Here is a 20784-nt window from a genome sequence, read left to right as displayed (position 1 = left end):
TTATTGGCCTCCGTGTGAAATGTATTCACCATTTACTATACGACCTACCAGACGTTTTGCTCCGACTTGATAGCTTAAATCCGCAGGGCTTTCGATATCCCAGATAGAGAAGTCCGCATCAAACCCTACTTTGATTTCGCCACGTGAGTTTTGATAACCCAGAGCTTTGGCTGCATGTTGCGTTACACCACGCAGTGCTTCTTGCGGTGTAAGGCGAAATAGTGTGCACGCCATATTCAGCATGAGTGTGAGATCAGAAAATGGTGATGTACCTGGGTTGACGTCCGTAGCAATTGCCATCGGCACGTTATGCTCTCTCAACAACTCAATCGGTGGTAACTGAGTTTCTCTTAGAAAATAAAAAGCGCCAGGCAATAGAGTGGCGACAGTGTTTGATCGAGCAAGTGCTTTAACACCTTGCTCATCTAAAAACTCGATGTGATCCGCTGACAGACCGTTGTATTGCGCAGTGAGGGCTGTACCACCGAGATTAGAAAGCTGCTCAGTATGCCCTTTAACCTTTAAGCCGTGACGTTTTGCAGCTACAAACACTTTTTCTGTTTGTTCAAGATTGAAACCAATCGATTCACAAAAAACATCGACACTCGTAGCTAATTCTTCCTTTGCGACAACAGGGATTATGTCCTGACAAATGTGCTCAATATAATCATCTGCACGACCTTGGAACTCTGGCGGAATGGCGTGAGCGGCGAGAAGTGTAGTGGTGATTTTAACTTTGCGCTCTTGTTCAAGCATTTTGGCTGCACGGAGCATTTTTACTTCATCATTCAGTGTCAATCCGTAGCCTGATTTCACTTCGACAGAAGTGACGCCGCTCGCGAGTAGCCCGTCTAAACGTGGCAACGCTAACTCAACTAATTGCGCTTCGGTTGCTGAACGCGTCGCATGCACCGTTGAAAGTATCCCACCGCCTTGTTTGGAAATTTCTTGATATGGCACGCCGTTTAAGCGCATTTCAAATTCGTTGGCACGATTGCCCGCGTAAATAAGATGAGTGTGGCAGTCGATCAAACCTGGCAGAACTAACTTGCCTTGAAGGTCGATACTCTGAGCGTAATGTTGGGCAGACAGCAGAGACTCGGTTTGCGGTGCGTCTTCACCAATGGCACAAGTACTGATCGCAACGATTTTTCCAGATTGAATACCAATGCGCGCTGGAGGCGTTGGAAGGTATCCGCATTCTCCCGATTGCATGGTAACTAGACGTGCGTTTTCAATCAGCAAATCCATGTTTGTGTCCCTGTGTTTATTTGTATCATTAAATGTATATACAAATAAATAGAGCAAAATAAGAACACTGACAAGATTGATGTTGCTAAAATGTGATCAAAACGTAGATCTAGAGGACAAACCTTGTCCTTAAATGAGCACTTTTGAGCTCAGCTTATATTTGTTACCAGGGTGATAAAGTAGGGCGGTACTGACTAACTTATCTTGGCTCCACGTTCTGCGATTCAAGAGAAGGCAAGGTTCATTGGCTTGCATTTTTAAGTCTTGCTTAATACGGCTTTCAGGCACAATTGCCTCTACAGTATGTTCTATCGCGCTGAGTGGGCAATTATCTGACAGGTATTGATTTGGAGTGATTTGTGTGAAGTCTTGATTTAAATAACTCGGGGCATATTGGCTATTCACCCAGCGGAGCTCCAATTGAATCGGCGTTTGGTCTTCATAGTGAATAATTTCACTGTAAAACACTGTCGTGCCTAGCATAACGCCGAGTTTTGTCGCAATGTTGTCATCTGCTTTTATGGCAATCTGTTTGAGCACTTTACTGCCATACTTTCGCCCTCTATCGCTGACTTCTTCGGCAATGTTTCGAATGTCTAGCAGGGGAGATTCTGACTTTTCACCAGGATCACACACGAACGTGCCTAAGCGTGGGCGACGTTGTAATCGGCCCTCATTTACTAAATCCCGAATTGCTTTGTTCACTGTCATTCTACTGACACCAAATTGCTCGGTAAGCTCAATCTCGGTGGCGATGCGATGACCAACTACCCACTCTCCAGCATCAATTTTATCCAGGATAAATTGTTTAATTTGAATGTAGAGTGGTGCAGACATAATGATCTCCCTTTATTTGACTATACAAATACTGCTTAATTTAGGTACAAATTGCAAACATTTCTCGACGAATGTACCGCTTAGTGACCGAGCAACCCTATTGCAGAGCTGAATGACTCTTGCTGCTGAGCATTATTTGGATTGATGATTGAATTCAAACATTTTCTTGTGGTCTATTGCTTGCACAGCAGAAAACAATTGTGTAAACAAACGATTATTAGAAGAAAAATCGCTAAAAAAGGAAAAGTATGTTTAAAAAATTGAAAGCATCACTGGGGATCGGCTCTGCAAAAGTAGATACCATTTTGGACGAAATGAGCGTGTTTCAAGGAGCGACGCTGAAAGGGCATGTTCATATCAAAGGCGGAGACGTCGAACAACAAATTGATGCTATTACGATTAAATTGAACACGGAAATGAAAGTCGAAGTGGATGATAGCGTAAGTTACCAAACCTTCACTATTGATCAATTGAAAGCAGTTGACCCTTTTGTGATTCAACCTAATGAAGAAAAGCAGGTTCCGTTTGAGCTAAAACTGCATGACGAAACACCAATTACTGCGGTTAGCGCACTTAAGAATCAATGTCATGTTTGGGTCGAGACGACGTTAGATATTGATTTTGCGATTGACCCGCGTGACCGTGACTATATTGAAGTGAAACCACTACCAGTAGCATCTCGGGTTATTCAAGCGATCGAGCAAGCTGGCTTCACTATGGTTAAAGCCGATGTTGAAAAAGGCTTTTTGCGCGGTGGCTCGTTTGCCTCTCGCTCTGGTATTTATCAAGAGCTAGAGTTCCGTAACAGCGGCTTTATCTCATCAAAAGAAATTGAGCTCTCTTTTATTCTGGAAGGGCAGGTCATGCATTGTTTGGCAGAGATTGACCGTTCGCTCAGCTTGGCTGGTGACCAATATCGCTCGTTTACGTTGCCGATCAATGCAACCGATGCTCAAGTCGCTGCCGCAGTTACACCAACGCTAAATCTATAGCTCTCATCAACTTGATGAAAATATGTACCGATATCCTATTGTGAAAGCGATATCGGTACTGTTATCCATGTTTCTTGCGTTCTCTACGGCTAAAAACTCAAGCGCTGAATTTTCCATTAGATATCGATAGCCCAATACCAGTTCATTAGAGGCATCAGCAAACTCTGTGGGCCCTTCTGTTGAGCCTTGATACCAATGATATTCCAACATCAGGTGATGGTTATCTTCTAAGGCATAACGGTACCCACCCGCAATGGCAATCGTATTATGTCGATAGGGCAGATCGAGCAAGGCACGGTCATCCGATCGAAAAGTCATGCCAATCATCGAATAAAATGCATGAGCATCACTTAAGTAGCTGTAGTTTAATTGGAAGCCTTGCTCGAAACTGCTACCTTGAAAAGTGCCGTGAGCCACATCGTTAAAATACAAACTGCCGCCAATCGATAGGCCGTGATGTTCATTTTGGAACACTTGATACTGTAAGTAAGTAGATAGGTTATTGGCCAGTGTTTGTCCTTCGAAATCATCTTCAAGCACATCATATTGCGGCATTGAAATGTAAAAACGATCTCTGTCTACTTTATCCCGCCCATTTTGTCCGATACCGAAAAGTTTATGGAAGCTTTTCGTCAGTCCATCTAAATGGTTGTCAGCGGCAAAGACCCATCGATAGTTGAGCTCCCACTGCCAACGGTTGCTGACTTGCCATTTGCTGCCTAATTCGATTTGATTGTGGTAATAATCCAGTGCGTATTCATCAGTATGAGCCCAAACACTTGCCACGGTTCCCGAACCATAGGCTTCGACAAAACCAGAGGGCAGACTGTGTCCTGAACGTAGTATGTTGGTGTGACTAACCACTTGCATTGGGGATTGTGCGTAAGAACGCAGCGGGCCATATAAGTCATTTGATGCGAAGGCTTGCAAAGAACATATCGAGGTGCTTAGAAGCACCATAAAGCGCGATTTGAAATAGACCATGATGAATACCTACATACAAACTACTCTATAAAACAACTATATACCTAAATCGCACGTTGAGCTCTCGCCCAGCGTGTTAGGCTTTGTATCGGTTCACACGTAATAGGGGATATTGTAATTTGTTGTGTAAGTTCATTGAGGGGCAATTCCATTCATCAGCTATGCGGTCTCTTAAAAAAGCATGATCAGATTGTCGTGACGGGTCTGCGGTTAAGTTCTTATGACAAAACAAAATCGCGCTTTGCATTCTAAATGTGAGCTAGGTACAATCCCATTTTCGATAACGGTCCGGTATTCGTGTTACCGAGAGGCCTTTATTGACTCTCAACTATTTTCAACAAATAGCTTCTAATTTGAATAACATGTGTTGCTTGGTGTGCAACACCACTGTAAAGGACATAGCATGCCTATTATTACTCTTCCTGACGGCAGTCAGCGTCAATTTGACAACCCAGTTTCTACTATGGAAGTTGCGCAATCGATCGGTCCTGGTCTTGCAAAAGCAACTATCGCTGGTCGTGTAAACGGTAACCGCGTTGATGCGTGTGATCTAATTGAAGAAGACGCAAGCCTTGAAATCATCACAGTTAAAGATGAAGTAGACGGTCTAGAAATCGTTCGTCACTCTTGTGCTCACCTTCTTGGTCACGCTCTTAAGCAGCTTTACCCTCAAGCTAAAATGGCGATCGGTCCAACCATCGACAATGGCTTCTACTACGATATCGACTTAGACGAATCTCTAACGCAAGAAGATCTTGAAAAGATTGAAAAGCGTATGAAAGAGCTAGCGAAAACCAAGTACGAAGTGGTTAAGAAAAAAGTAAGCTGGCAGGAAGCGCGTGATACGTTTGAATCACGTGGCGAACCATACAAAGTGGAAATCCTAGACGAAAACGTATCTCGTGATGATCGTCCAGGCCTTTACCACCATGAAGAATACATCGACATGTGTCGTGGTCCTCACGTTCCTAACATGAGCTTCTGTCAACACTTCACTTTGCTGAATGTTGCAGGTGCTTACTGGCGTGGTAACAGCGACAACAAAATGCTTCAACGTATCTACGGTACGGCTTTCCACGACAAGAAAGCACTGAAAGCGCACCTAACTCGCCTAGAAGAAGCGGCGAAGCGTGATCACCGTAAGATTGGTAAGCAACTAGACCTATTCCACATGCAGCAAGAAGCACCGGGTATGGTGTTCTGGCATCACAATGGTTGGTCTATCTTCCGTGATCTAGAAGTATTCATCCGCGCTAAGCTAGATGAGTACGGTTACCAAGAAGTGAAAGGTCCACTTATGATGGACCGTGTTCTTTGGGAACGCTCTGGGCACTGGGACAAATACGCTGATGCAATGTTCACAACTTCTTCTGAGAACCGTGAATACGCGATTAAGCCAATGAACTGTCCAGGTCACGTACAGATCTTCAACCAAGGTCTAAAATCGTACCGCGACCTACCGCTACGTATGGCTGAGTTTGGCTCATGTCACCGTAACGAACCATCTGGTGCACTACACGGTATTATGCGTGTACGTGGCTTTACTCAGGATGACGCTCACATTTTCTGTACTGAGAGCCAAATTCAAGAAGAAGTAACAAACTGTATCAAGATGGTGTACGATACGTACCAAACATTTGGTTTCGACAACATCGTAGTGAAACTGTCTACTCGTCCAGAGAAACGTGTAGGTTCAGATGAAATCTGGGATCAATCTGAAGAAGCATTGAAGCAGTCTCTTGAATCGATGGATATCCCATACGAAATTCAAGAAGGCGAGGGTGCGTTCTACGGTCCTAAGATTGAATTCACACTATACGATTGTCTAGACCGTGCGTGGCAGTGTGGTACTGTCCAGCTAGACTTCAACTTACCAGGTCGCTTAGGTGCAACTTATGTAGGTGAAAACAATGAACGTCTTGTACCGGTAATGATTCACCGTGCGATTCTAGGTTCACTAGAGCGCTTCATCGGTATCCTTATCGAAGAATATGCTGGTTTCTTCCCAACTTGGTTGGCGCCAGAACAAGCAGTTCTTATGAACATTACTGATAAACAGTCAGGTTATGTTCAAGAAATAGTACAAAAACTACAAAAAAGTGGAATTAGAGCTAAAGCGGACTTGAGAAATGAGAAGATTGGCTTTAAAATCCGCGAACATACTTTGAAGCGTGTACCGTATATGCTTGTTGTTGGTGACCAAGAAATGGAAGCTGGCGAAATTGCAGTGCGTACTCGTAAAGGTAAAGATCTTGGTAAATTTAAAGTGGATGATTTTATTGCATACATCCAAGACGAGATCTCTAGCCGTAAGCTCAATCTGGAGGAATAAGCTATTAAAGGCGGAAGACGTGGCCAACAGCCGGTAAAACAAAACCCGCACCGTATCAACGGTGAAATTCGTGGTATTCGTGAAGTTCGACTAACAGGCGCTGACGGTGAATCAGTTGGTGTTGTATCGATTCAAGAAGCCATTGCAGCTGCTGAAGAAGCTGGTATGGATCTCGTTGAGATCAGTCCTAACGCCGAGCCACCTGTTTGTCGTGTGATGGACTATGGTAAGTTCCTCTTCGAGAAGAGCAAAACTGCTAAAGAGCAGAAGAAGAAGCAAAAGCAGGTCCAGATCAAGGAAGTAAAATTCCGTCCTGGAACTGATATTGGAGACTATCAGGTAAAACTACGCAACCTGACGCGTTTCCTTGAAGAAGGCAACAAAGTGAAAGTAACAATTCGCTTCCGTGGCCGAGAGATGGCACACCAAGACATCGGTGTTGACGTTCTAAATCGTCTTAAGGAAGATACTGCAGAAATTGCTGTAGTTGAATCTTTCCCTAAGAAGATTGAAGGTCGCCAGATGATCATGGTGCTAGCCCCTAAAAAGAAGTAATTAACGGCTCATCAAGTAATTAAAACCTAGCCGCTTTCCTTTATATAAAGGCATATGGCTGGGTTTTGTTCGCCCTAATTACGTTGTTTATTAAACCTACTCAATGCGGAGTTATTCATCATGCCTAAGATGAAAACCAACAAAGGTGCTGCTAAGCGTTTTAAGAAAACTGCTGGTGGTATTAAGTACAAGCACGCTACAAAACGTCACATCCTGACTAAGCGTACTACTAAGAACAAGCGTCAACTACGTCCGAATGCAATCCTTCCAAAATGTGAAGTGGCTGCAGTAATCCGTATGTTGCCATACGCTTAATTCTTTTTAGTTATCAATCGTTTAGTTTAGGAGAAGCATAATGCCTCGCGTAAAACGTGGTGTACAAGCTCGTGCACGTCATAAGAAAGTTCTAAAACAAGCTAAAGGTTACTACGGTGCGCGTTCACGCGTTTACCGCGTAGCTTTCCAAGCAGTTACTAAAGCTGGTCAATACGCTTACCGTGACCGTCGCGCTAAGAAACGTCAATTCCGTCAACTATGGATTGCACGTATCAATGCGGCATCTCGTCAAAATGGTCTATCTTACAGCCGTTTCATCAACGGTCTTAAGAAAGCATCTATCGAGATCGACCGTAAGATCCTTGCGGACATCGCAGTATTCGACAAAGCTGCATTTGCAGTTCTAGTTGAAAAAGCGAAAGCTGCTCTTTAATTAGCAGTTTAGGATTAAGAGAAGGAGAGCATTAGCTCTCCTTTTTTATTGCTAAAATTTATACCCAAATGACTTTTAGCTTGGCTATTTAGAGTATTGTTTATCAGTCTTCTCAATTTATTGGTTAGCATCTTATGTTAGTTATAAGGTAGCTTGGGTATAAATTTTTACGTTTATAAGGGATTAAAAATGATCTACACAACGACCGAAAGCATTCCTGGCAAGCAGATCTCTGAAATCAGAGGGGTTGTAACTGGTAATGTTGTTCAATCAAAGCATATTGGCCGTGACCTCATGGCGGGTATCAAGAGCATTGTTGGCGGCGAAATTCGTGGTTACACGGAAATGATGACCGACGCGCGTGATATTGCTATACAGCGCATGGTGGCGGACGCTGAATCTAAAGGTGCCGATGCAATTGTAGGGATTCGATTTACCACAAGCTCAATCGTAGATGGTTCTTCGGAAATTTTGGCATTTGGTACTGCAGTGAAACTAGCGGACTAGTCTACTTGAATAGCATTGCAAAAATGCTAATAGAGAGCGGTGAATTATTATGCATTTACCGTTCTGTTCCTTTTAGGTTAATTATTCTAGATTTTTGTAGAGAGAATAGGTTTATATTCTCAACTTTACGTTACTATTAAAATTAATCACGATGATTTAGAGTAATTGCTTCACTTTTATTTTGCATATTATTTTATATCTATAATGAAATTGAATTCATATTGAATTTTTCATTTGTTGTGTGAATTCTCTTTTCAGTATATTAATTCATGTTTTTCTTATAAAAATATGAACTTATACCTTGCCAAGCGGTTCTAAATTGTTACAAATACTATACAGCTGTAACATTGCCAAAAGGAATTGTAGATGAGAGATCTGACTCCCGAATACTTGCTAGCCGCATTACGCCAAGCGATTAAAACAAAAGGGCTAACATATCGAGAGCTATCTGAGAAAATGGGTATGCCACTATCTACCTTTAAGAGACATCTTACAAGCACGAATCTCGCTTTAGATAAGTTGCTGGAATATTGTAGAGCGGTTGATTGCACGTTAGATGAACTACAAAAGCTCGCAAATCAATTGCAAGGTGAAGACGAGGATTACTTTAGTCGTACGCAGGATGAGGTATTCTTTCAATTCCCTCACCTTTACGACTTTTATCGTGAATTGAGAATGCTACGAGGTAAAGATGGTTATTCTATTTTAAAGAAAAAGTATGACTTGTCTGAGCATAGCATGTCTGATTACTTAAAAGCATTAGAGTTGTTGGATCTCGTTTACGTTGATGAAGATAAAAATATAACGCTGCACGGGCCTTTATATTATAGCTATGCAGAGAACTCCAAGCTCAACGACAAATATACCGAAATCATAAAAGAGCAGACGACTACCCACGATAAGTGTGTTCGCGTTGCTTTGGCGCGTATGAAAATTACTGAAGAACAGCTTTTGTTACTGGAAGATCAAGTTGCAAAGACCGTCATTGATTTTCATTCCAAAAATGTTGTAGCAGAGAACTTTAATGTCTCTGATTTTACTAATATTGTTCTACTTGCTGGGCCACATCAGCCAGTCACATTCTCTGACGGCATTATTGAGACAGAGGGGCGATTTATTGATGATATTCGTTATGCCATCGCAGCTGCAGGTGATAAGCCAAGCCTATCTATATAGATTTTGAGCCTTTTTTGAAGAGAGTTTCTGAAAGGGCGTTGCAAAAGAAAAAGCCTAAGACAGCAAATACTTTGTAAGTAGGGCATTCAGCGGTGTTTGCTCTTAATTCAGACTTAAAGTGTGTTGGGCTTATTTCGAATAATACCTGTTCAGCATCTACTTTCGTTATTTTTAACATGCTGATTTCCTTCGTTGTTCCTCCCAAAGCCTCTCTCGCTTCCTCTACAAAGAAACCATTCTCGTTGAACCAAGCATCCTGTAGCTACTTGGGTATGCATAATTGGTAGCTATTTATCTTCTAATTATAAATTCATACTTGAAATGTTTGTTTTTTGATCTATTATGACGAAGTGTCATTTATGACGGTTCGTCAACTTTAGTTGCGTTCCTGTATTAAAGAATCGTGTTACAATTATTGGGAGTGTGTTGGTATACGGATCAAAGGATTATGTTTAACTTTCGCTGTAAAAAATATAGCAAGCAAGACGGATGTCGTGTGTCTTCAGGGCTAACAAAAAAGCAACAGGCGATTGCTGATCGTGAGATAGAGCTTATTCAATTGGCTAAGTCTTTAGTTCAAGAGCAAGGCTTTGCCAACTTAACGATGGACAAGCTTACAGCGTCAAGCCCTTATTCTAAAGGGACGATCTACAATCATTTTTGCAGCAAAGAAGATGTGATTCTTGCGCTTTGTATTCATTCGCTGAAAAGCGAAGCAATATTTTTCGAACGTACCGCCAAATTTAATGGCAATACCAGAGAAAAAATCATTGCGATGCATGTAGGTTATCGTATTTACGCTCGTATGGAGCCAGTACTATCAACTTGTGCGATTGTTGCAAAGACGCCTTGGGTTCTAGAGAAGGCTTCGCCTAAACGTGTGAATGAACTGAATAACTTGGAAGAACAAGTAATAGATGGTGCTGATGCGCTGGTGAACAATGCGGTAGAATGTGGTGATCTTAAGTTTTCTCCCGCAATTGGTTCTGATGCTATTGTATTCGCCAACTGGTCTATTGCATTCGGTTCAAACGCTTTGGCGCAAAATGCATCGAACAGTCGATGTATTCAGCGAATTCAAGACCCATTCTCAGTACTGCACAACGCGAATATGTTACTTGATGGTTTAGGTTGGTCGCCTTTATCTACAGAATGGGACTACCGTAAAACCTGGCGTCGAGTGGAGCAGGAGTTATTTAGTGAAGAGCTTGCTTATTTAGAGTCAGTGAATCGCTAATAAACTGGAAAGGCCAATCTGACGTTATGGTTGGCTTTTTTATCGCACTATTGTGACGAATCGTCATTAAATCTCGAAGGTTGGCGTTCAGCCAATGATCACGAGAAGCATAGGAAGTTACTAAAAACTAACTTATGTAGCCAAATTCATTCGATCTAAAGTTTGCATGTCGAGTTTGTCTGGTTATTTACAGCATTTGCTGTTTTTTTAGTTTTTAAATTTGACGAAACGTCACAAAAGGAGAGTGTGATGCCACATCACAACGTTCAACAATACGCCCGTTCAGGGTGGGGTAAGCTACCAACGAATTACAGTGTATTGGTGATGCTTGCTACCGTTTTATTGATTGTCATAGCAACTATTGGAGGAAAAAATCTTTACTTTAGAGGAGATTACGACATCTTCTTTGATGGAACAAATGAGCAGTTACTTGCGTTTGATGAAATTCAAACCACCTTTGCAAAATCTGACAGTCTTGCTTTGGTTATAGCGCCAAAGAGCGGCACTGTTTTTACTCCTAGCACATTATCTCTTATTCAGCAGATCACTGACGAGGCGTGGCAAGTTCCATACTCGACCCGCGTTGATTCCCTCGCCAACTACCAGCATACCGAAGCGTTTGAAGATGATCTTCTTGTCGAAGATTTACTGTATAGCGAATATGAATTGACACCTCAACGAATAGAGAAAGTCAAAAGTATTGCGTTGAGTGAGCCGGTTTTGAAAAGTTCACTGATTTCTGAAAAAGGAGATGTCACGGTCGTAAACATTACGGTCCAACTCCCTGAAATAGATAAAACTGCTGAAGTACAAGAGGTGGTTGCTTACATAAACGGAATGATTGAGCGTTATCAGCAAGTGTACCCAGACACGGAATTCCATAAGGCTGGTATTATTGCAATGAATTACGCGTTTATGACCGCAGCCCAAGATGATAGCGCAACATTAGTGCCTACTATGTTACTAGTGATATTGGTGTTTCTGACCATCATGTTGCGCTCATTGCTTAGCGTCATCGCGACGCTCATCGTTATTATCGGCTCGGTTATGGTGACAATGGGCTTGTCAGGATGGGCTGGTATGTTCTTGAGCACGGCGACCGTTAATGTGCCTACCTTGGTGATGACGCTTGCCGTCGCAGACTGTGTACACATCATCGCGACAATGCGTCAGTCTATGCAAAACGGCTTTAGTAAAGCCCACTCTATTGAGCGAAGTATTGCGCTCAATTTCATGCCTATCTTGATTACCTCCATTACCACCGCGATCGGCTTTTTAATGATGAATATGTCGGATTCTCCAATCCTGCGAGATTTCGGCAACCTATCAGCCCTTGGCGTCATGGTTGCTTGTTTCCTTTCCATCACGTTACTTCCCGCCTTGCTTAATATCCTTCCGGTTACGGTGAAGTCGGATACTTCTGATGAAAGAAAGCACTTTATGGATCATTTAGGAGATTTCGTGGTGTCAAAGCGACATGCTTTATTGCCGTTGTCGGTGCTTGTTATTGTCGCGAGTGCGAGCTTGATTCCACTGAACAAAGTCAATGATGAATCCGTCGAGTACTTTGGCCATAGCAATGAATTTCGCCGAGCGGCTGATTTTATGGAAGAGCGAATCAGTGGCATGGCGAACATCAGTATCGCGATAAAAACCAACGAATCGCAGGGCATTGCCGATCCTAATTTTCTCAATACCGTGGGTAAATTTACTGACTGGCTAAGGTTGCAGCCAGAAACGGACCATGTTGCGACCTTGAGCGATGTTTATAAGCGCCTAAACAAGAACATGCATGGAGATGATCAGGCTTATTACTCGCTCCCTCAAGACAGAGAATTAGCGGCTCAATATCTGCTGCTTTACGAAATGTCACTACCGTATGGTTTAGATTTGAACAACCAAATCAATGTAGATAAGTCGTCGATCAAGATGGTTCTCACCGTGGAGAACTTGGGCAGCGTCGAGCTTGTTGATTTGGAAAATCGCATTTACCAATGGTTTAACGAAAACGCGCCTCAATATGATGTTGTTGCTTCTAGTCCTTCATTGATGTTTGCGCATATTGGTGAAACGAATATGGCCAGCATGCTGTCAACCTTGCCCATTACTCTTGTCTTAATCTCTGCATTACTGATCTTTGCCTTGCGTTCGTTCAAGCTTGGCTTAATTAGTCTTGTCCCGAATATTGCTCCTGCGCTTATTGGTTTTGGTATTTGGGCGCTGGTTTCTGGCGAGATAAACTTGGGATTGTCTGTCGTTGTGACATTAACGCTTGGTGTTGTTGTCGATGACGCCGTTCACTTTCTTTCTAAATATCAACACGCTCGTAAAGATGGCCACAGTGCGGAGCAAGCGGTTCGCTACGCCTTTCGCACCGTGGGGCGCGCGCTTTGGATTACGACGGTCGTGCTTGTTGCTGGTTTCTCTGTTCTGGCGATGTCGAGCTTCCGCTTAAATGCCGATATGGGACAGTTGAGTGCCATTGTTATCTTCATTGCTCTTGTTGTGGATTTCATCTTTCTACCGACTCTACTGATGTTGTTTGACAAAGGCGTTTACGACGAGGTGGAGCGCCGAAATAAGCTTAAATCAACTGACTCTCAAACCAAGACTGTTACTCAGTCATAACGAATTAAAGGATTGAACATGAATTTAGTAAAAAATGCCTTAAAAGTATCAGTACTTTCTGTCTCGCTTATTATGAGTCATGCGGTGTTGGCGGATGAAGCCAAAGGACTAGAAATTGCCCAAGAGCGCAAAGCCCGTGATGAAGGGTGGGGGGATTCTGTTGCTACGATGCAAATGATTCTGCGAAACGCGCAAGGAGAAAGCAGCACACGTTTAATGCGCTTACAATCACTCGAAGTTGATGGCGATGGTGACAAAGGGCTCACGATATTTGATGAACCGAGAGATGTAAAAGGCACGGCGTTTCTTAACCATTCTCATACGGTGGGTGCCGATGACCAATGGCTTTACCTTCCTGCACTGAAACGTGTGAAACGTATTTCCTCGCGTAACAAATCAGGCCCTTTTATGGGCAGTGAATTCGCGTATGAGGATCTCAGTTCCTTTGAGATTGAAAAATACCGTTTCAACTACCTAAAAGATGACAGCATAAACGGGCAAGATGTTTTCGTCGTAGAGCAAATTCCGACCGATAAGAACTCAGGTTATACCAAGCAAACGGTGTGGTTAGATAAAGCGCATTATCGTCCACTTAAAGTTGAGTTTTACGACCGCAAAGGCTCTTTGTTAAAAACGCTTTCTTTTTCCGATTACAAGCAATATCTCAACCAATATTGGCGAGCGCACACTATGGCGATGACAAACCATCAAACAGGAAAAAGTACTGAGCTAACGACTAGCGAAATGCGTTTTAACACTGGATTACAAGACAATGACTTTCATAAGAATGTGTTGAAGCGAGTGAGGTAGTGGAGGAAAAATGAAGCGATTAAATGTTGGGTTGTTGCTTAGTGCAGCAGCCTTTTTTTACTCGATGCCTCTGACTGCCGTCGAGCTCGCAGGACAAGTCAATATTGAGCATCGTCAGTTTTTTAAAACGGGCTCTCAGGGTCAGAGCAAAGCGCAAACGTCATTGGTTTTGCAGCCAGAATTTTACTGGGAGATGCAAAATGGTGATGCAAACTTTACTTTCACACCTTTCTATCGTCTGGATGGTCTAGACGATGAGCGAAGTCATGGTGACATACGAGAGGCACTTTATCTGACTTATTGGGATGATTATGAGCTTCGAGTTGGGATTAGTAAGGTCTTTTGGGGAGTGACTGAATCAGCCCATTTAGTTGATGTAGTAAACCAAACAGATGCCATTGAAGCTGTCGATGGTGAAGATAAACTCGGTCAGCCGATGTTACATTTTACCTCTTTCAAAGACTGGGGCACCGTCCACGCAATGTTGTTACCTTACTTTAGGGAACGAACGTTTGCGGGTACAGATGGCCGCTTGCGAACCGAACCCGTTGTCTCTGATGATGCTATCTATGAATCAAGCAGAGAAGAGAAGCACGTAGATGTGGCTTTTCGATATTCGAAAATGCTTGGCGATTGGGACGTAGGCCTGAGCTATTTATATGGAACAAACCGGGATCCTTACTTTCGTTTTGAGTACGGAGAATTAAAGCCTTACTACGCTCTGATGAGTCATGTCGGTCTGGATGTGCAAGGAATCGTTGGCGATTGGTTATGGAAACTGGAAAGTATTTATCGAGATAGCGCTGATAATCATGTCGGTCTTGTGACGGGTTTTGAGTATACCTTCGTCGGTGCATTTGACACGGTTTGGGATGTGGGGGTCATTGGTGAGTACCTCTATGACAGTCGTGGGAACAACGCACAAACTATCGGTCAAAATGATGTGTTTGCAGGTATTCGTTGGGCGCTCAATGATGAGGACGGAACGGAAGTATTGACGGGAATCACGAAGGATTTAGATAACGCTAATGTTTACAATGCTAAGTTAGAAGCATCGAGCCGAATATCGAATCACGTTAAGTGGCAAATTGATGCTTGGTTGTTTAAAAATGAAACACCAAATGATTTGCTCTACTTCGCTAGAGATGACGATTTTATCGAGCTATCTATTCAATACTATTTCTAAAACAAAAGGGCACAACTAAACGGCAGATTAACTAAAGATGACATTTTTGACGTTTTTGTGCTCTTTTTATTCAATAACCTCTTCTTTTCGTAATTCAATTTGGCATTGGTGCCCGGTTTGGCTACTATGTACAGCTATCAAAAAACCAATCACTCCCTTATGGACACTACCTACAGGTAGATGAGGAAACGATGCAACATCTAGAAGAGATCATTGCTAGCGCGAGCACTGCAATTGAAGCTGCCGAATCGCTAGTCGCACTTGATGAAGTGCGTGTTCAGTATCTGGGTAAAAAAGGTGAGCTAACTGCTCAACTTCAAAGCCTAGGCAAACTACCACCAGAAGAACGCCGTGAAGCTGGTCAAGAGATCAACAAAGCGAAAGGCGTAGTTCAGCAAGCTATCGCAGCTCGTAAAGACGCACTACAACGTGCTGAGCTTGAAGCGAAACTAGCAGCAGAAACAATCGACGTAACACTACCAGGTCGTCGTATTGAAAACGGTGGTTTACACCCAGTAACTCGTACTGTAGAGCGTATTGAGAAGTTCTTTGGCGAACTTGGTTTTAACACCGAGGCAGGCCCAGAGATCGAAGATGCATTCCACAACTTCGATGCGCTAAACATCGCAGCTGATCACCCAGCGCGTACTGACCACGATACTTTCTTCTTCAACCCAGACTTGATGCTTCGTACTCATACGTCAGGCGTACAGATCCGTACGATGGAAAATGGTAAACCACCATTCCGTTTCATCGCACCAGGCCGTGTATACCGTAACGACTACGACCAAACGCACACGCCAATGTTCCACCAAGTGGAAGGCATGCTGGTTGATGAGAACGTAAACTTTGCTCAGCTGAAAGGCATCCTGCACGATTTCCTATGTAACTTCTTCGAAGAAGAAGTAGAAGTACGTTTCCGTCCATCTTACTTCCCATTCACTGAGCCTTCAGCTGAAGTAGACGTGAAAGGCAAAAACGGTAAATGGTTAGAAGTACTAGGCTGCGGTATGGTTCACCCGAACGTGCTACGTAGCGTAGGTATCGATCCTGAAAAATACTCTGGTTTCGCATTCGGTATGGGTGTTGAGCGTCTAACAATGCTTCGTTACGGCGTGAACGACCTACGTGCGTTCTTCGAGAACGATCTTCGTTTCCTAAAACAGTTCAAGTAATCCAGAGGGTTCATCAACATGAAATTCAGCGAATCATGGCTTCGTGAGTGGGTAAGCCCTGCGGTTACTACTGACGAGCTAACTCACCAAATTACAATGGCCGGTCTAGAGGTAGACGACGTTCTTCCTGTTGCTGGTTCTTTTACTGGCGTTAAAGTCGGTCACGTTGTTGAATGTGGTCAACACCCAGATGCAGACAAACTGCGCGTAACTAAAGTTGACGTGGGTGAAGAAGAGCTTCTAGACATTGTTTGTGGCGCACCTAACTGTCGCCAAGGTCTGAAAGTAGCAGTAGCAACAGTTGGTGCTGTTCTTCCAGGCGATTTCAAAATCAAAAAAGCGAAACTACGCGGCCAGCCTTCTCACGGCATGCTTTGTTCATTCACCGAACTAGGTATCGACGTTGAGTCAGAAGGCATCATGGAACTAGCAGAAGACGCAGTAATCGGTACTGATTTCCGTGAATTCCTAGGTCTAGACGACGTAACAGTAGACGTAGATCTAACAGCAAACCGCGCAGACTGTTTCAGCATTCGTGGTCTAGCTCGTGAAGTTGGCGTACTAAACCGTGCTGACGTGACAGAGCCATCAGTAGAAGCAGTTGCCCCTTCAATCGACGATAAAGTGTCTATCGAAGTGAAAGCGCCAGCTGCGTGTCCTCGTTACCTAGGTCGTGTAGTTAAGAACGTAAACGTTCAAGCTGAAACGCCACTATGGATGCAAGAGAAACTGCGTCGTTGTGGTATTCGCTCTATCGACCCTGTAGTAGACATCACTAACTACGTTCTGCTAGAGCAAGGCCAACCAATGCACGCATTCGATCTAGCGAAGATCGAAGGTGGCATCGTAGTTCGTATGGCTGAGCAAGGTGAGACGCTAACACTTCTTGACGGCAGCGAAGCAGAGCTAAACGCAGATACACTAGTTGTTGCTGATCACAACAAAGCACTTGCAATCGCAGGTATCTTTGGTGGTGAAGAGTCTGGTGTAACAACTGAGACTAAAGACGTTCTACTAGAGTGTGCATTCTTTGCACCTGACCACATCCGTGGTCGCGCACGCAGCTACGGTCTGCACACTGACTCTTCAATGCGTTTCGAGCGTGGTGTAGATTACGCACTACAAGTAAGCGCAATGGAGCGTGCAACACAGCTTCTTGTTGAAATTTGTGGCGGTGAAGTAGCACCTGTTGTTGCAGTAGAGTCTGAAGCAGACTTACCTAAGCCAAACAAAGTTGCTCTACGTCGTACTAAGCTAGACAACCTGCTAGGTCACCACATTGCAGATAGCGACGCAGTAGAAATCCTAGAGCGTCTAGGTTTGACTGTTGAAGCTTCAGAAGAAGGTTGGATGGCAGTAGCGCCAACATGGCGTTTCGATATCGCTATCGAGCAAGACCTGATTGAAGAAGTTGGCCGTATCTACGGTTATGACAACATTCCTAACCAACACCCAGCAGCAGCACTTAAGATGCACAACCACGTTGAAGCGGATCTTCCACTGAAACGCGTTCGTGATCTTCTTGTTGATCGTGGTTACCACGAAGCAATTACATACAGCTTCGTTGAGCCCGAGCAACAAAAGCTAGTTGTACCTGGTGTTGAGCCTCTAGTGCTTCCAAACCCAATTTCTGCAGACATGTCAGCAATGCGTCTTGGTCTTATCCAAGGTCTGCTGAACACGGTTGTTCACAACCAAAAGCGTCAACAGCCACGCGTTCGTCTATTCGAATATGGCCTACGTTTCATCCCATGTGAATCTGCAGAAAACGGCATGCGTCAAGAGCCTATGCTTGCAGGTGTTATTGCTGGTACTCGCGGTGAAGAACATTGGGATATCGAAACTAACACGGTTGATTTCTTCGACCTTAAGGGCGATCTAGAAGCGATTCTAGAGCTATCTGCGAACGAAAAAGCGTACTCTTTCGCTGCACTGTCACCTGAAAGCAAAAAAGCTAATCCAGCTCTTCACCCAGGTCAATCTGCGGCAATCATCGTAGACGGCAAAGAAGTAGGCGTGCTCGGTACCGTTCACCCTGAGCTTGAGCGTAAGTTCGGTCTAAACGGTCGTACTATCGTATTCGAAATCGAATGGTCTGCAATTAACAGCAAAGTGATCCCAGAAGCGGTAGCACTTTCTAAATTCCCTTCAAACCGTCGTGATATCGCGGTAGTAGTGGATGAAGCTGTTGCATCTGGTGACATCGTTAACGCTTGTCTAGAGCAAGGTGGCGAGTTCCTTAAAGATGCGAAACTGTTCGACGTTTACGTAGGTAAAGGCGTTGAAGATGGTAAGAAGAGCCTAGCAATCGCTCTGACTCTACAGTCACTTGAGCGTACGCTGGAAGATGCAGATATCGCTGGTGCGGTTGACGCTATCGTTGCTCACGTTTCTGAGAAGTTTGGTGCGTCTCTGCGTGACTAATCTCGCGTAACGTATCTTCTTAATAAATGAAAACCCTGCCAGTTTGGCAGGGTTTTTTATTTTTAGGATTACCTTATCGTTGTTCAAGTTCCTTACTGCTCGCACCATCCCTCATTACTTTAAAATACTAGACTAAACTAGGGATGGCCCTTACCCGAGATTAGGAACGTATTGTTTTTCAGCTAATACACGCTAACGATAGCTTGTTGGCGGTTAGGCAGCGAGTGAGAGGGTATAGCTAAGCAGAAGAGGTAGCGTAAGAATGCTGAAAAAGTTGCCAAATAGTACCATTGACGCCACTTTCATGGGTTCTATATTCAGCCTTTCCGCAAATAGGTAATTCATGACGGCTGGCGGCAGCATTGTGAAGAGCACCATCATTTGCAATTGCATCGTTGGAAGGGGAATTAACCAATAAATAAGTGCAAAAGCGACAGCACCAGTTGCCAGTGACTGCACGGTACACAACACACCAATCTTTAAACCGTCCAACCTTAAATGACACATTTGTGCCCCCAGAGATAAAAGCATCACGGGTACGGCCGCTTGCCCAAGTAGAGCCGTGGCTTCGTATAAAGGCGCCCATGCACCCACATTTGACACGTTGAGAAACAGAGCCAACGACGCTGCTAAAAAGATTGGCATCTTGACTATTTGCTTAAAAGGGTTGCCATGACTAAGCAGCATTACGCCTAAGCTGATATGCAAGCATGCTGACACGACAAATAAAAGCACTGCTGACGACAGCGCAATTTCTCCAAACGTATAGGTAAACAAAGGAATAGCTAGATTTCCGCTATTGCGAAACATATGTGGTGGCGCCCAGGTTTTAAACGAGAGTGACGTCCATCGACATACCGGGATCATGAGTAGTGCGGGAATTAAAACCGCGACAATTGCCGCCAAAAGAAGCGGCCCCTGATTTGAATCGAGCGGCATGCTAACGAGTGACGAAAATACCAGTGCTGGCGTGAATACCTCAATATTAATGCGGTTTATTGGGCGAAAGTCAGGCTTGATGTAACGACCGACCAAATAGCCAACTCCGACAAGAGCAAAAACAGGGAAAAGAATATTTATGATTTGATTAATCATGGTCGCCTAGAAGCAGTGTAAGAAGCTAATGAGGAAATACACGAACTTCCACATTATCAATCTTTATATATGGCGTCATCGTTAAACAGCGAGAAGCGTGGGTTTAATCAAGCTTTCTAAGCACAGTTACAAAGTACAGGTGGTCATACCTTTTAATCTAATTGTTACGTATCGAGTTACATACAAATCACTGAATTTACGACAAGTTCTATGTCAAGTGTCTGTTAAATAACCAATATCTGATATTTTTATTAAATAGTGTTTAATATTGATATTTAAACTAATTTTAGTTTTATAATCTGGATGTTTTTCCTGATAAAGATGAAACAAAAACAAAAATATCAAATTTCTGGCGTTTAACAATAATTTACGTAGTGCTATTCCTTTTGTTCGCCAAGAAAAAAGTTGGCGAAAATCATAAGCTTGTCATACACTTCCTGATGTAACCCCGATATGTTGTTGAATTGGTAGGGTAAAACTGCTCTGGCGCTACACTAACGTAGCATTGTTTAACATAGCTTTGAGGAAAGTTTTATGGCGCTCACAAAAGCCGAACTGGCAGAAAACCTGTTTGATAAATTAGGATTTAGTAAGCGGGACGCCAAGGAAACGGTGGAAGTGTTCTTTGAAGAGATTCGTAAGGCACTGGAAAGTGGCGAACAGGTAAAACTGTCAGGTTTTGGTAACTTTGATCTTCGTGACAAGAATGAACGACCTGGTCGTAACCCGAAAACTGGTGAAGATATTCCAATTACTGCTCGACGTGTAGTGACTTTTCGCCCGGGTCAGAAGTTAAAAGCTCGTGTAGAAAACCTGAAGAAAGTACAGTAAGCCGAATAAATGGATCACGCTAAGGCGTGGTCTTTTTTTGCGTAAAATTCGTGTG

General features: G+C 43.5%; 19 protein-coding genes. 14 read left to right on the top strand and 5 right to left on the bottom strand.

What is annotated here, in order from left to right:
* Positions 1-1251, bottom strand: coding sequence for an imidazolonepropionase (gene hutI, locus R7M92_RS10715; RefSeq protein WP_005377945.1), 1251 nt, complete (start codon positions 1249-1251; stop codon positions 1-3).
* Between the two features lie 129 nt (positions 1252-1380).
* Positions 1381-2088 (bottom strand): histidine utilization repressor, encoded by a 708-nt coding sequence (hutC, locus tag R7M92_RS10710; protein WP_005385493.1) that lies wholly within the window; start codon positions 2086-2088, stop codon positions 1381-1383.
* A 248-nt stretch (positions 2089-2336) separates the two neighbouring features.
* On the opposite strand from hutC, the gene R7M92_RS10705 reads away from it, so the two are divergent.
* On the top strand, positions 2337-3080 hold the full coding sequence (locus R7M92_RS10705; protein WP_005377943.1) for a sporulation protein: 744 nt from the start codon (positions 2337-2339) through the stop codon (positions 3078-3080).
* A 6-nt stretch (positions 3081-3086) separates the two neighbouring features.
* Here the strand turns inward: R7M92_RS10705 and R7M92_RS10700 are convergent, their stop codons facing one another.
* Entirely contained in the window at positions 3087-4064 is a 978-nt protein-coding gene (locus R7M92_RS10700; protein WP_005377942.1) for a DUF3187 family protein, read from the bottom strand.
* Between the two features lie 403 nt (positions 4065-4467).
* Here R7M92_RS10700 and thrS point away from each other — a divergent pair, with 403 nt between their 5' ends.
* The 6 genes from thrS (at position 4468) to R7M92_RS10670 (ending at position 9343) form a co-directional block, all read left to right on the top strand.
* Positions 4468-6396 carry a threonine--tRNA ligase gene (gene thrS / locus R7M92_RS10695; protein ID WP_005395892.1) on the top strand — a complete coding sequence of 643 codons (1929 nt, stop codon included), beginning with the start codon at positions 4468-4470 and terminating at the stop codon, positions 6394-6396.
* 3 nt (positions 6397-6399) lie between these two features.
* Complete coding sequence (infC, locus tag R7M92_RS10690) at positions 6400-6951, top strand: translation initiation factor IF-3 (protein WP_080276913.1); 552 nt, start codon at positions 6400-6402, stop codon at positions 6949-6951.
* 120 nt (positions 6952-7071) lie between these two features.
* Positions 7072-7266: a 50S ribosomal protein L35 gene (gene rpmI / locus R7M92_RS10685; protein ID WP_005377932.1), complete on the top strand. Its 195-nt coding sequence runs from the start codon at positions 7072-7074 to the stop codon at positions 7264-7266.
* A 40-nt stretch (positions 7267-7306) separates the two neighbouring features.
* The gene (rplT, locus tag R7M92_RS10680; protein ID WP_004727974.1) at positions 7307-7660 is read left to right on the top strand and encodes a 50S ribosomal protein L20; all 354 of its coding nucleotides are present in this window, start codon (positions 7307-7309) and stop codon (positions 7658-7660) included.
* 189 nt (positions 7661-7849) lie between these two features.
* Positions 7850-8167 (top strand): heavy metal-binding domain-containing protein, encoded by a 318-nt coding sequence (locus R7M92_RS10675; protein ID WP_005377919.1) that lies wholly within the window; start codon positions 7850-7852, stop codon positions 8165-8167.
* A gap of 366 nt (positions 8168-8533) precedes the next feature.
* Positions 8534-9343 (top strand): helix-turn-helix transcriptional regulator, encoded by an 810-nt coding sequence (locus tag R7M92_RS10670; RefSeq protein WP_318133348.1) that lies wholly within the window; start codon positions 8534-8536, stop codon positions 9341-9343.
* Here the strand turns inward: R7M92_RS10670 and R7M92_RS10665 are convergent.
* Positions 9336-9521, bottom strand: coding sequence for a hypothetical protein (locus R7M92_RS10665; RefSeq protein ID WP_031780965.1), 186 nt, complete (start codon positions 9519-9521; stop codon positions 9336-9338). The genes R7M92_RS10670 and R7M92_RS10665 overlap by 8 nt on opposite strands.
* A 270-nt stretch (positions 9522-9791) precedes the next feature.
* Here R7M92_RS10665 and R7M92_RS10660 point away from each other — a divergent pair, with 270 nt between their 5' ends.
* The 6 genes from R7M92_RS10660 to pheT all read left to right on the top strand — a co-directional run bounded on the left by R7M92_RS10660 (position 9792) and on the right by pheT (position 18803).
* Positions 9792-10580 (top strand): TetR/AcrR family transcriptional regulator, encoded by a 789-nt coding sequence (locus R7M92_RS10660; protein WP_005377913.1) that lies wholly within the window; start codon positions 9792-9794, stop codon positions 10578-10580.
* A gap of 249 nt (positions 10581-10829) precedes the next feature.
* A complete protein-coding gene (locus tag R7M92_RS10655) occupies positions 10830-13208 on the top strand; it encodes an efflux RND transporter permease subunit (RefSeq protein ID WP_017634848.1) in 2379 nt (792 codons plus the stop codon).
* A gap of 18 nt (positions 13209-13226) precedes the next feature.
* Positions 13227-14018, top strand: a complete 792-nt coding sequence (locus R7M92_RS10650; protein ID WP_025766823.1) for an outer membrane lipoprotein-sorting protein — start codon at positions 13227-13229, stop codon at positions 14016-14018.
* A gap of 10 nt (positions 14019-14028) precedes the next feature.
* Positions 14029-15204: a hypothetical protein gene (locus R7M92_RS10645; protein WP_411974276.1), complete on the top strand. Its 1176-nt coding sequence runs from the start codon at positions 14029-14031 to the stop codon at positions 15202-15204.
* A gap of 191 nt (positions 15205-15395) precedes the next feature.
* On the top strand, positions 15396-16379 hold the full coding sequence (gene pheS / locus R7M92_RS10640; protein WP_005385470.1) for a phenylalanine--tRNA ligase subunit alpha: 984 nt from the start codon (positions 15396-15398) through the stop codon (positions 16377-16379).
* A gap of 18 nt (positions 16380-16397) precedes the next feature.
* Positions 16398-18803, top strand: coding sequence for a phenylalanine--tRNA ligase subunit beta (pheT, locus tag R7M92_RS10635; RefSeq protein ID WP_318133346.1), 2406 nt, complete (start codon positions 16398-16400; stop codon positions 18801-18803).
* 213 nt (positions 18804-19016) lie between these two features.
* On the opposite strand, the gene R7M92_RS10630 is transcribed toward pheT, so the two are convergent.
* Positions 19017-19898, bottom strand: a complete 882-nt coding sequence (locus R7M92_RS10630) for an AEC family transporter (RefSeq protein ID WP_005377901.1) — start codon at positions 19896-19898, stop codon at positions 19017-19019.
* Positions 19899-20432: 534 nt separating this feature from the next.
* Here R7M92_RS10630 and ihfA point away from each other — a divergent pair.
* On the top strand, positions 20433-20729 hold the full coding sequence (ihfA, locus tag R7M92_RS10625) for an integration host factor subunit alpha (protein WP_005377899.1): 297 nt from the start codon (positions 20433-20435) through the stop codon (positions 20727-20729).
* Positions 20730-20784 lie beyond the last annotated feature (55 nt).

Source organism: Vibrio sp. Vb2880, from assembly GCF_033337975.1.
In the GTDB taxonomy this organism is placed as follows: domain Bacteria; phylum Pseudomonadota; class Gammaproteobacteria; order Enterobacterales; family Vibrionaceae; genus Vibrio; species Vibrio alginolyticus.
This window is presented reverse-complemented; position numbering and strand designations above follow the sequence as displayed.

Excerpts from the sequence above, each read along its gene's own strand:
- hutI (WP_005377945.1), bottom strand. The coding sequence starts at position 1,251 with ATGGATTTGCTGATTGAAAACGCACGTCTAGTTACCATGCAATCGGGA.
- hutC (WP_005385493.1), bottom strand. The coding sequence starts at position 2,088 with ATGTCTGCACCACTCTACATTCAAATTAAACAATTTATCCTGGATAAA.
- R7M92_RS10705 (WP_005377943.1), top strand. The coding sequence starts at position 2,337 with ATGTTTAAAAAATTGAAAGCATCACTGGGGATCGGCTCTGCAAAAGTA.
- R7M92_RS10700 (WP_005377942.1), bottom strand. The coding sequence starts at position 4,064 with ATGGTCTATTTCAAATCGCGCTTTATGGTGCTTCTAAGCACCTCGATA.
- thrS (WP_005395892.1), top strand. The coding sequence starts at position 4,468 with ATGCCTATTATTACTCTTCCTGACGGCAGTCAGCGTCAATTTGACAAC.
- rpmI (WP_005377932.1), top strand. The coding sequence starts at position 7,072 with ATGCCTAAGATGAAAACCAACAAAGGTGCTGCTAAGCGTTTTAAGAAA.
- rplT (WP_004727974.1), top strand. The coding sequence starts at position 7,307 with ATGCCTCGCGTAAAACGTGGTGTACAAGCTCGTGCACGTCATAAGAAA.
- R7M92_RS10675 (WP_005377919.1), top strand. The coding sequence starts at position 7,850 with ATGATCTACACAACGACCGAAAGCATTCCTGGCAAGCAGATCTCTGAA.
- R7M92_RS10670 (WP_318133348.1), top strand. The coding sequence starts at position 8,534 with ATGAGAGATCTGACTCCCGAATACTTGCTAGCCGCATTACGCCAAGCG.
- R7M92_RS10665 (WP_031780965.1), bottom strand. The coding sequence starts at position 9,521 with ATGTTAAAAATAACGAAAGTAGATGCTGAACAGGTATTATTCGAAATA.
- R7M92_RS10660 (WP_005377913.1), top strand. The coding sequence starts at position 9,792 with ATGTTTAACTTTCGCTGTAAAAAATATAGCAAGCAAGACGGATGTCGT.
- R7M92_RS10655 (WP_017634848.1), top strand. The coding sequence starts at position 10,830 with ATGCCACATCACAACGTTCAACAATACGCCCGTTCAGGGTGGGGTAAG.
- R7M92_RS10650 (WP_025766823.1), top strand. The coding sequence starts at position 13,227 with ATGAATTTAGTAAAAAATGCCTTAAAAGTATCAGTACTTTCTGTCTCG.
- R7M92_RS10645 (WP_411974276.1), top strand. The coding sequence starts at position 14,029 with ATGAAGCGATTAAATGTTGGGTTGTTGCTTAGTGCAGCAGCCTTTTTT.
- pheS (WP_005385470.1), top strand. The coding sequence starts at position 15,396 with ATGCAACATCTAGAAGAGATCATTGCTAGCGCGAGCACTGCAATTGAA.
- pheT (WP_318133346.1), top strand. The coding sequence starts at position 16,398 with ATGAAATTCAGCGAATCATGGCTTCGTGAGTGGGTAAGCCCTGCGGTT.
- R7M92_RS10630 (WP_005377901.1), bottom strand. The coding sequence starts at position 19,898 with ATGATTAATCAAATCATAAATATTCTTTTCCCTGTTTTTGCTCTTGTC.
- ihfA (WP_005377899.1), top strand. The coding sequence starts at position 20,433 with ATGGCGCTCACAAAAGCCGAACTGGCAGAAAACCTGTTTGATAAATTA.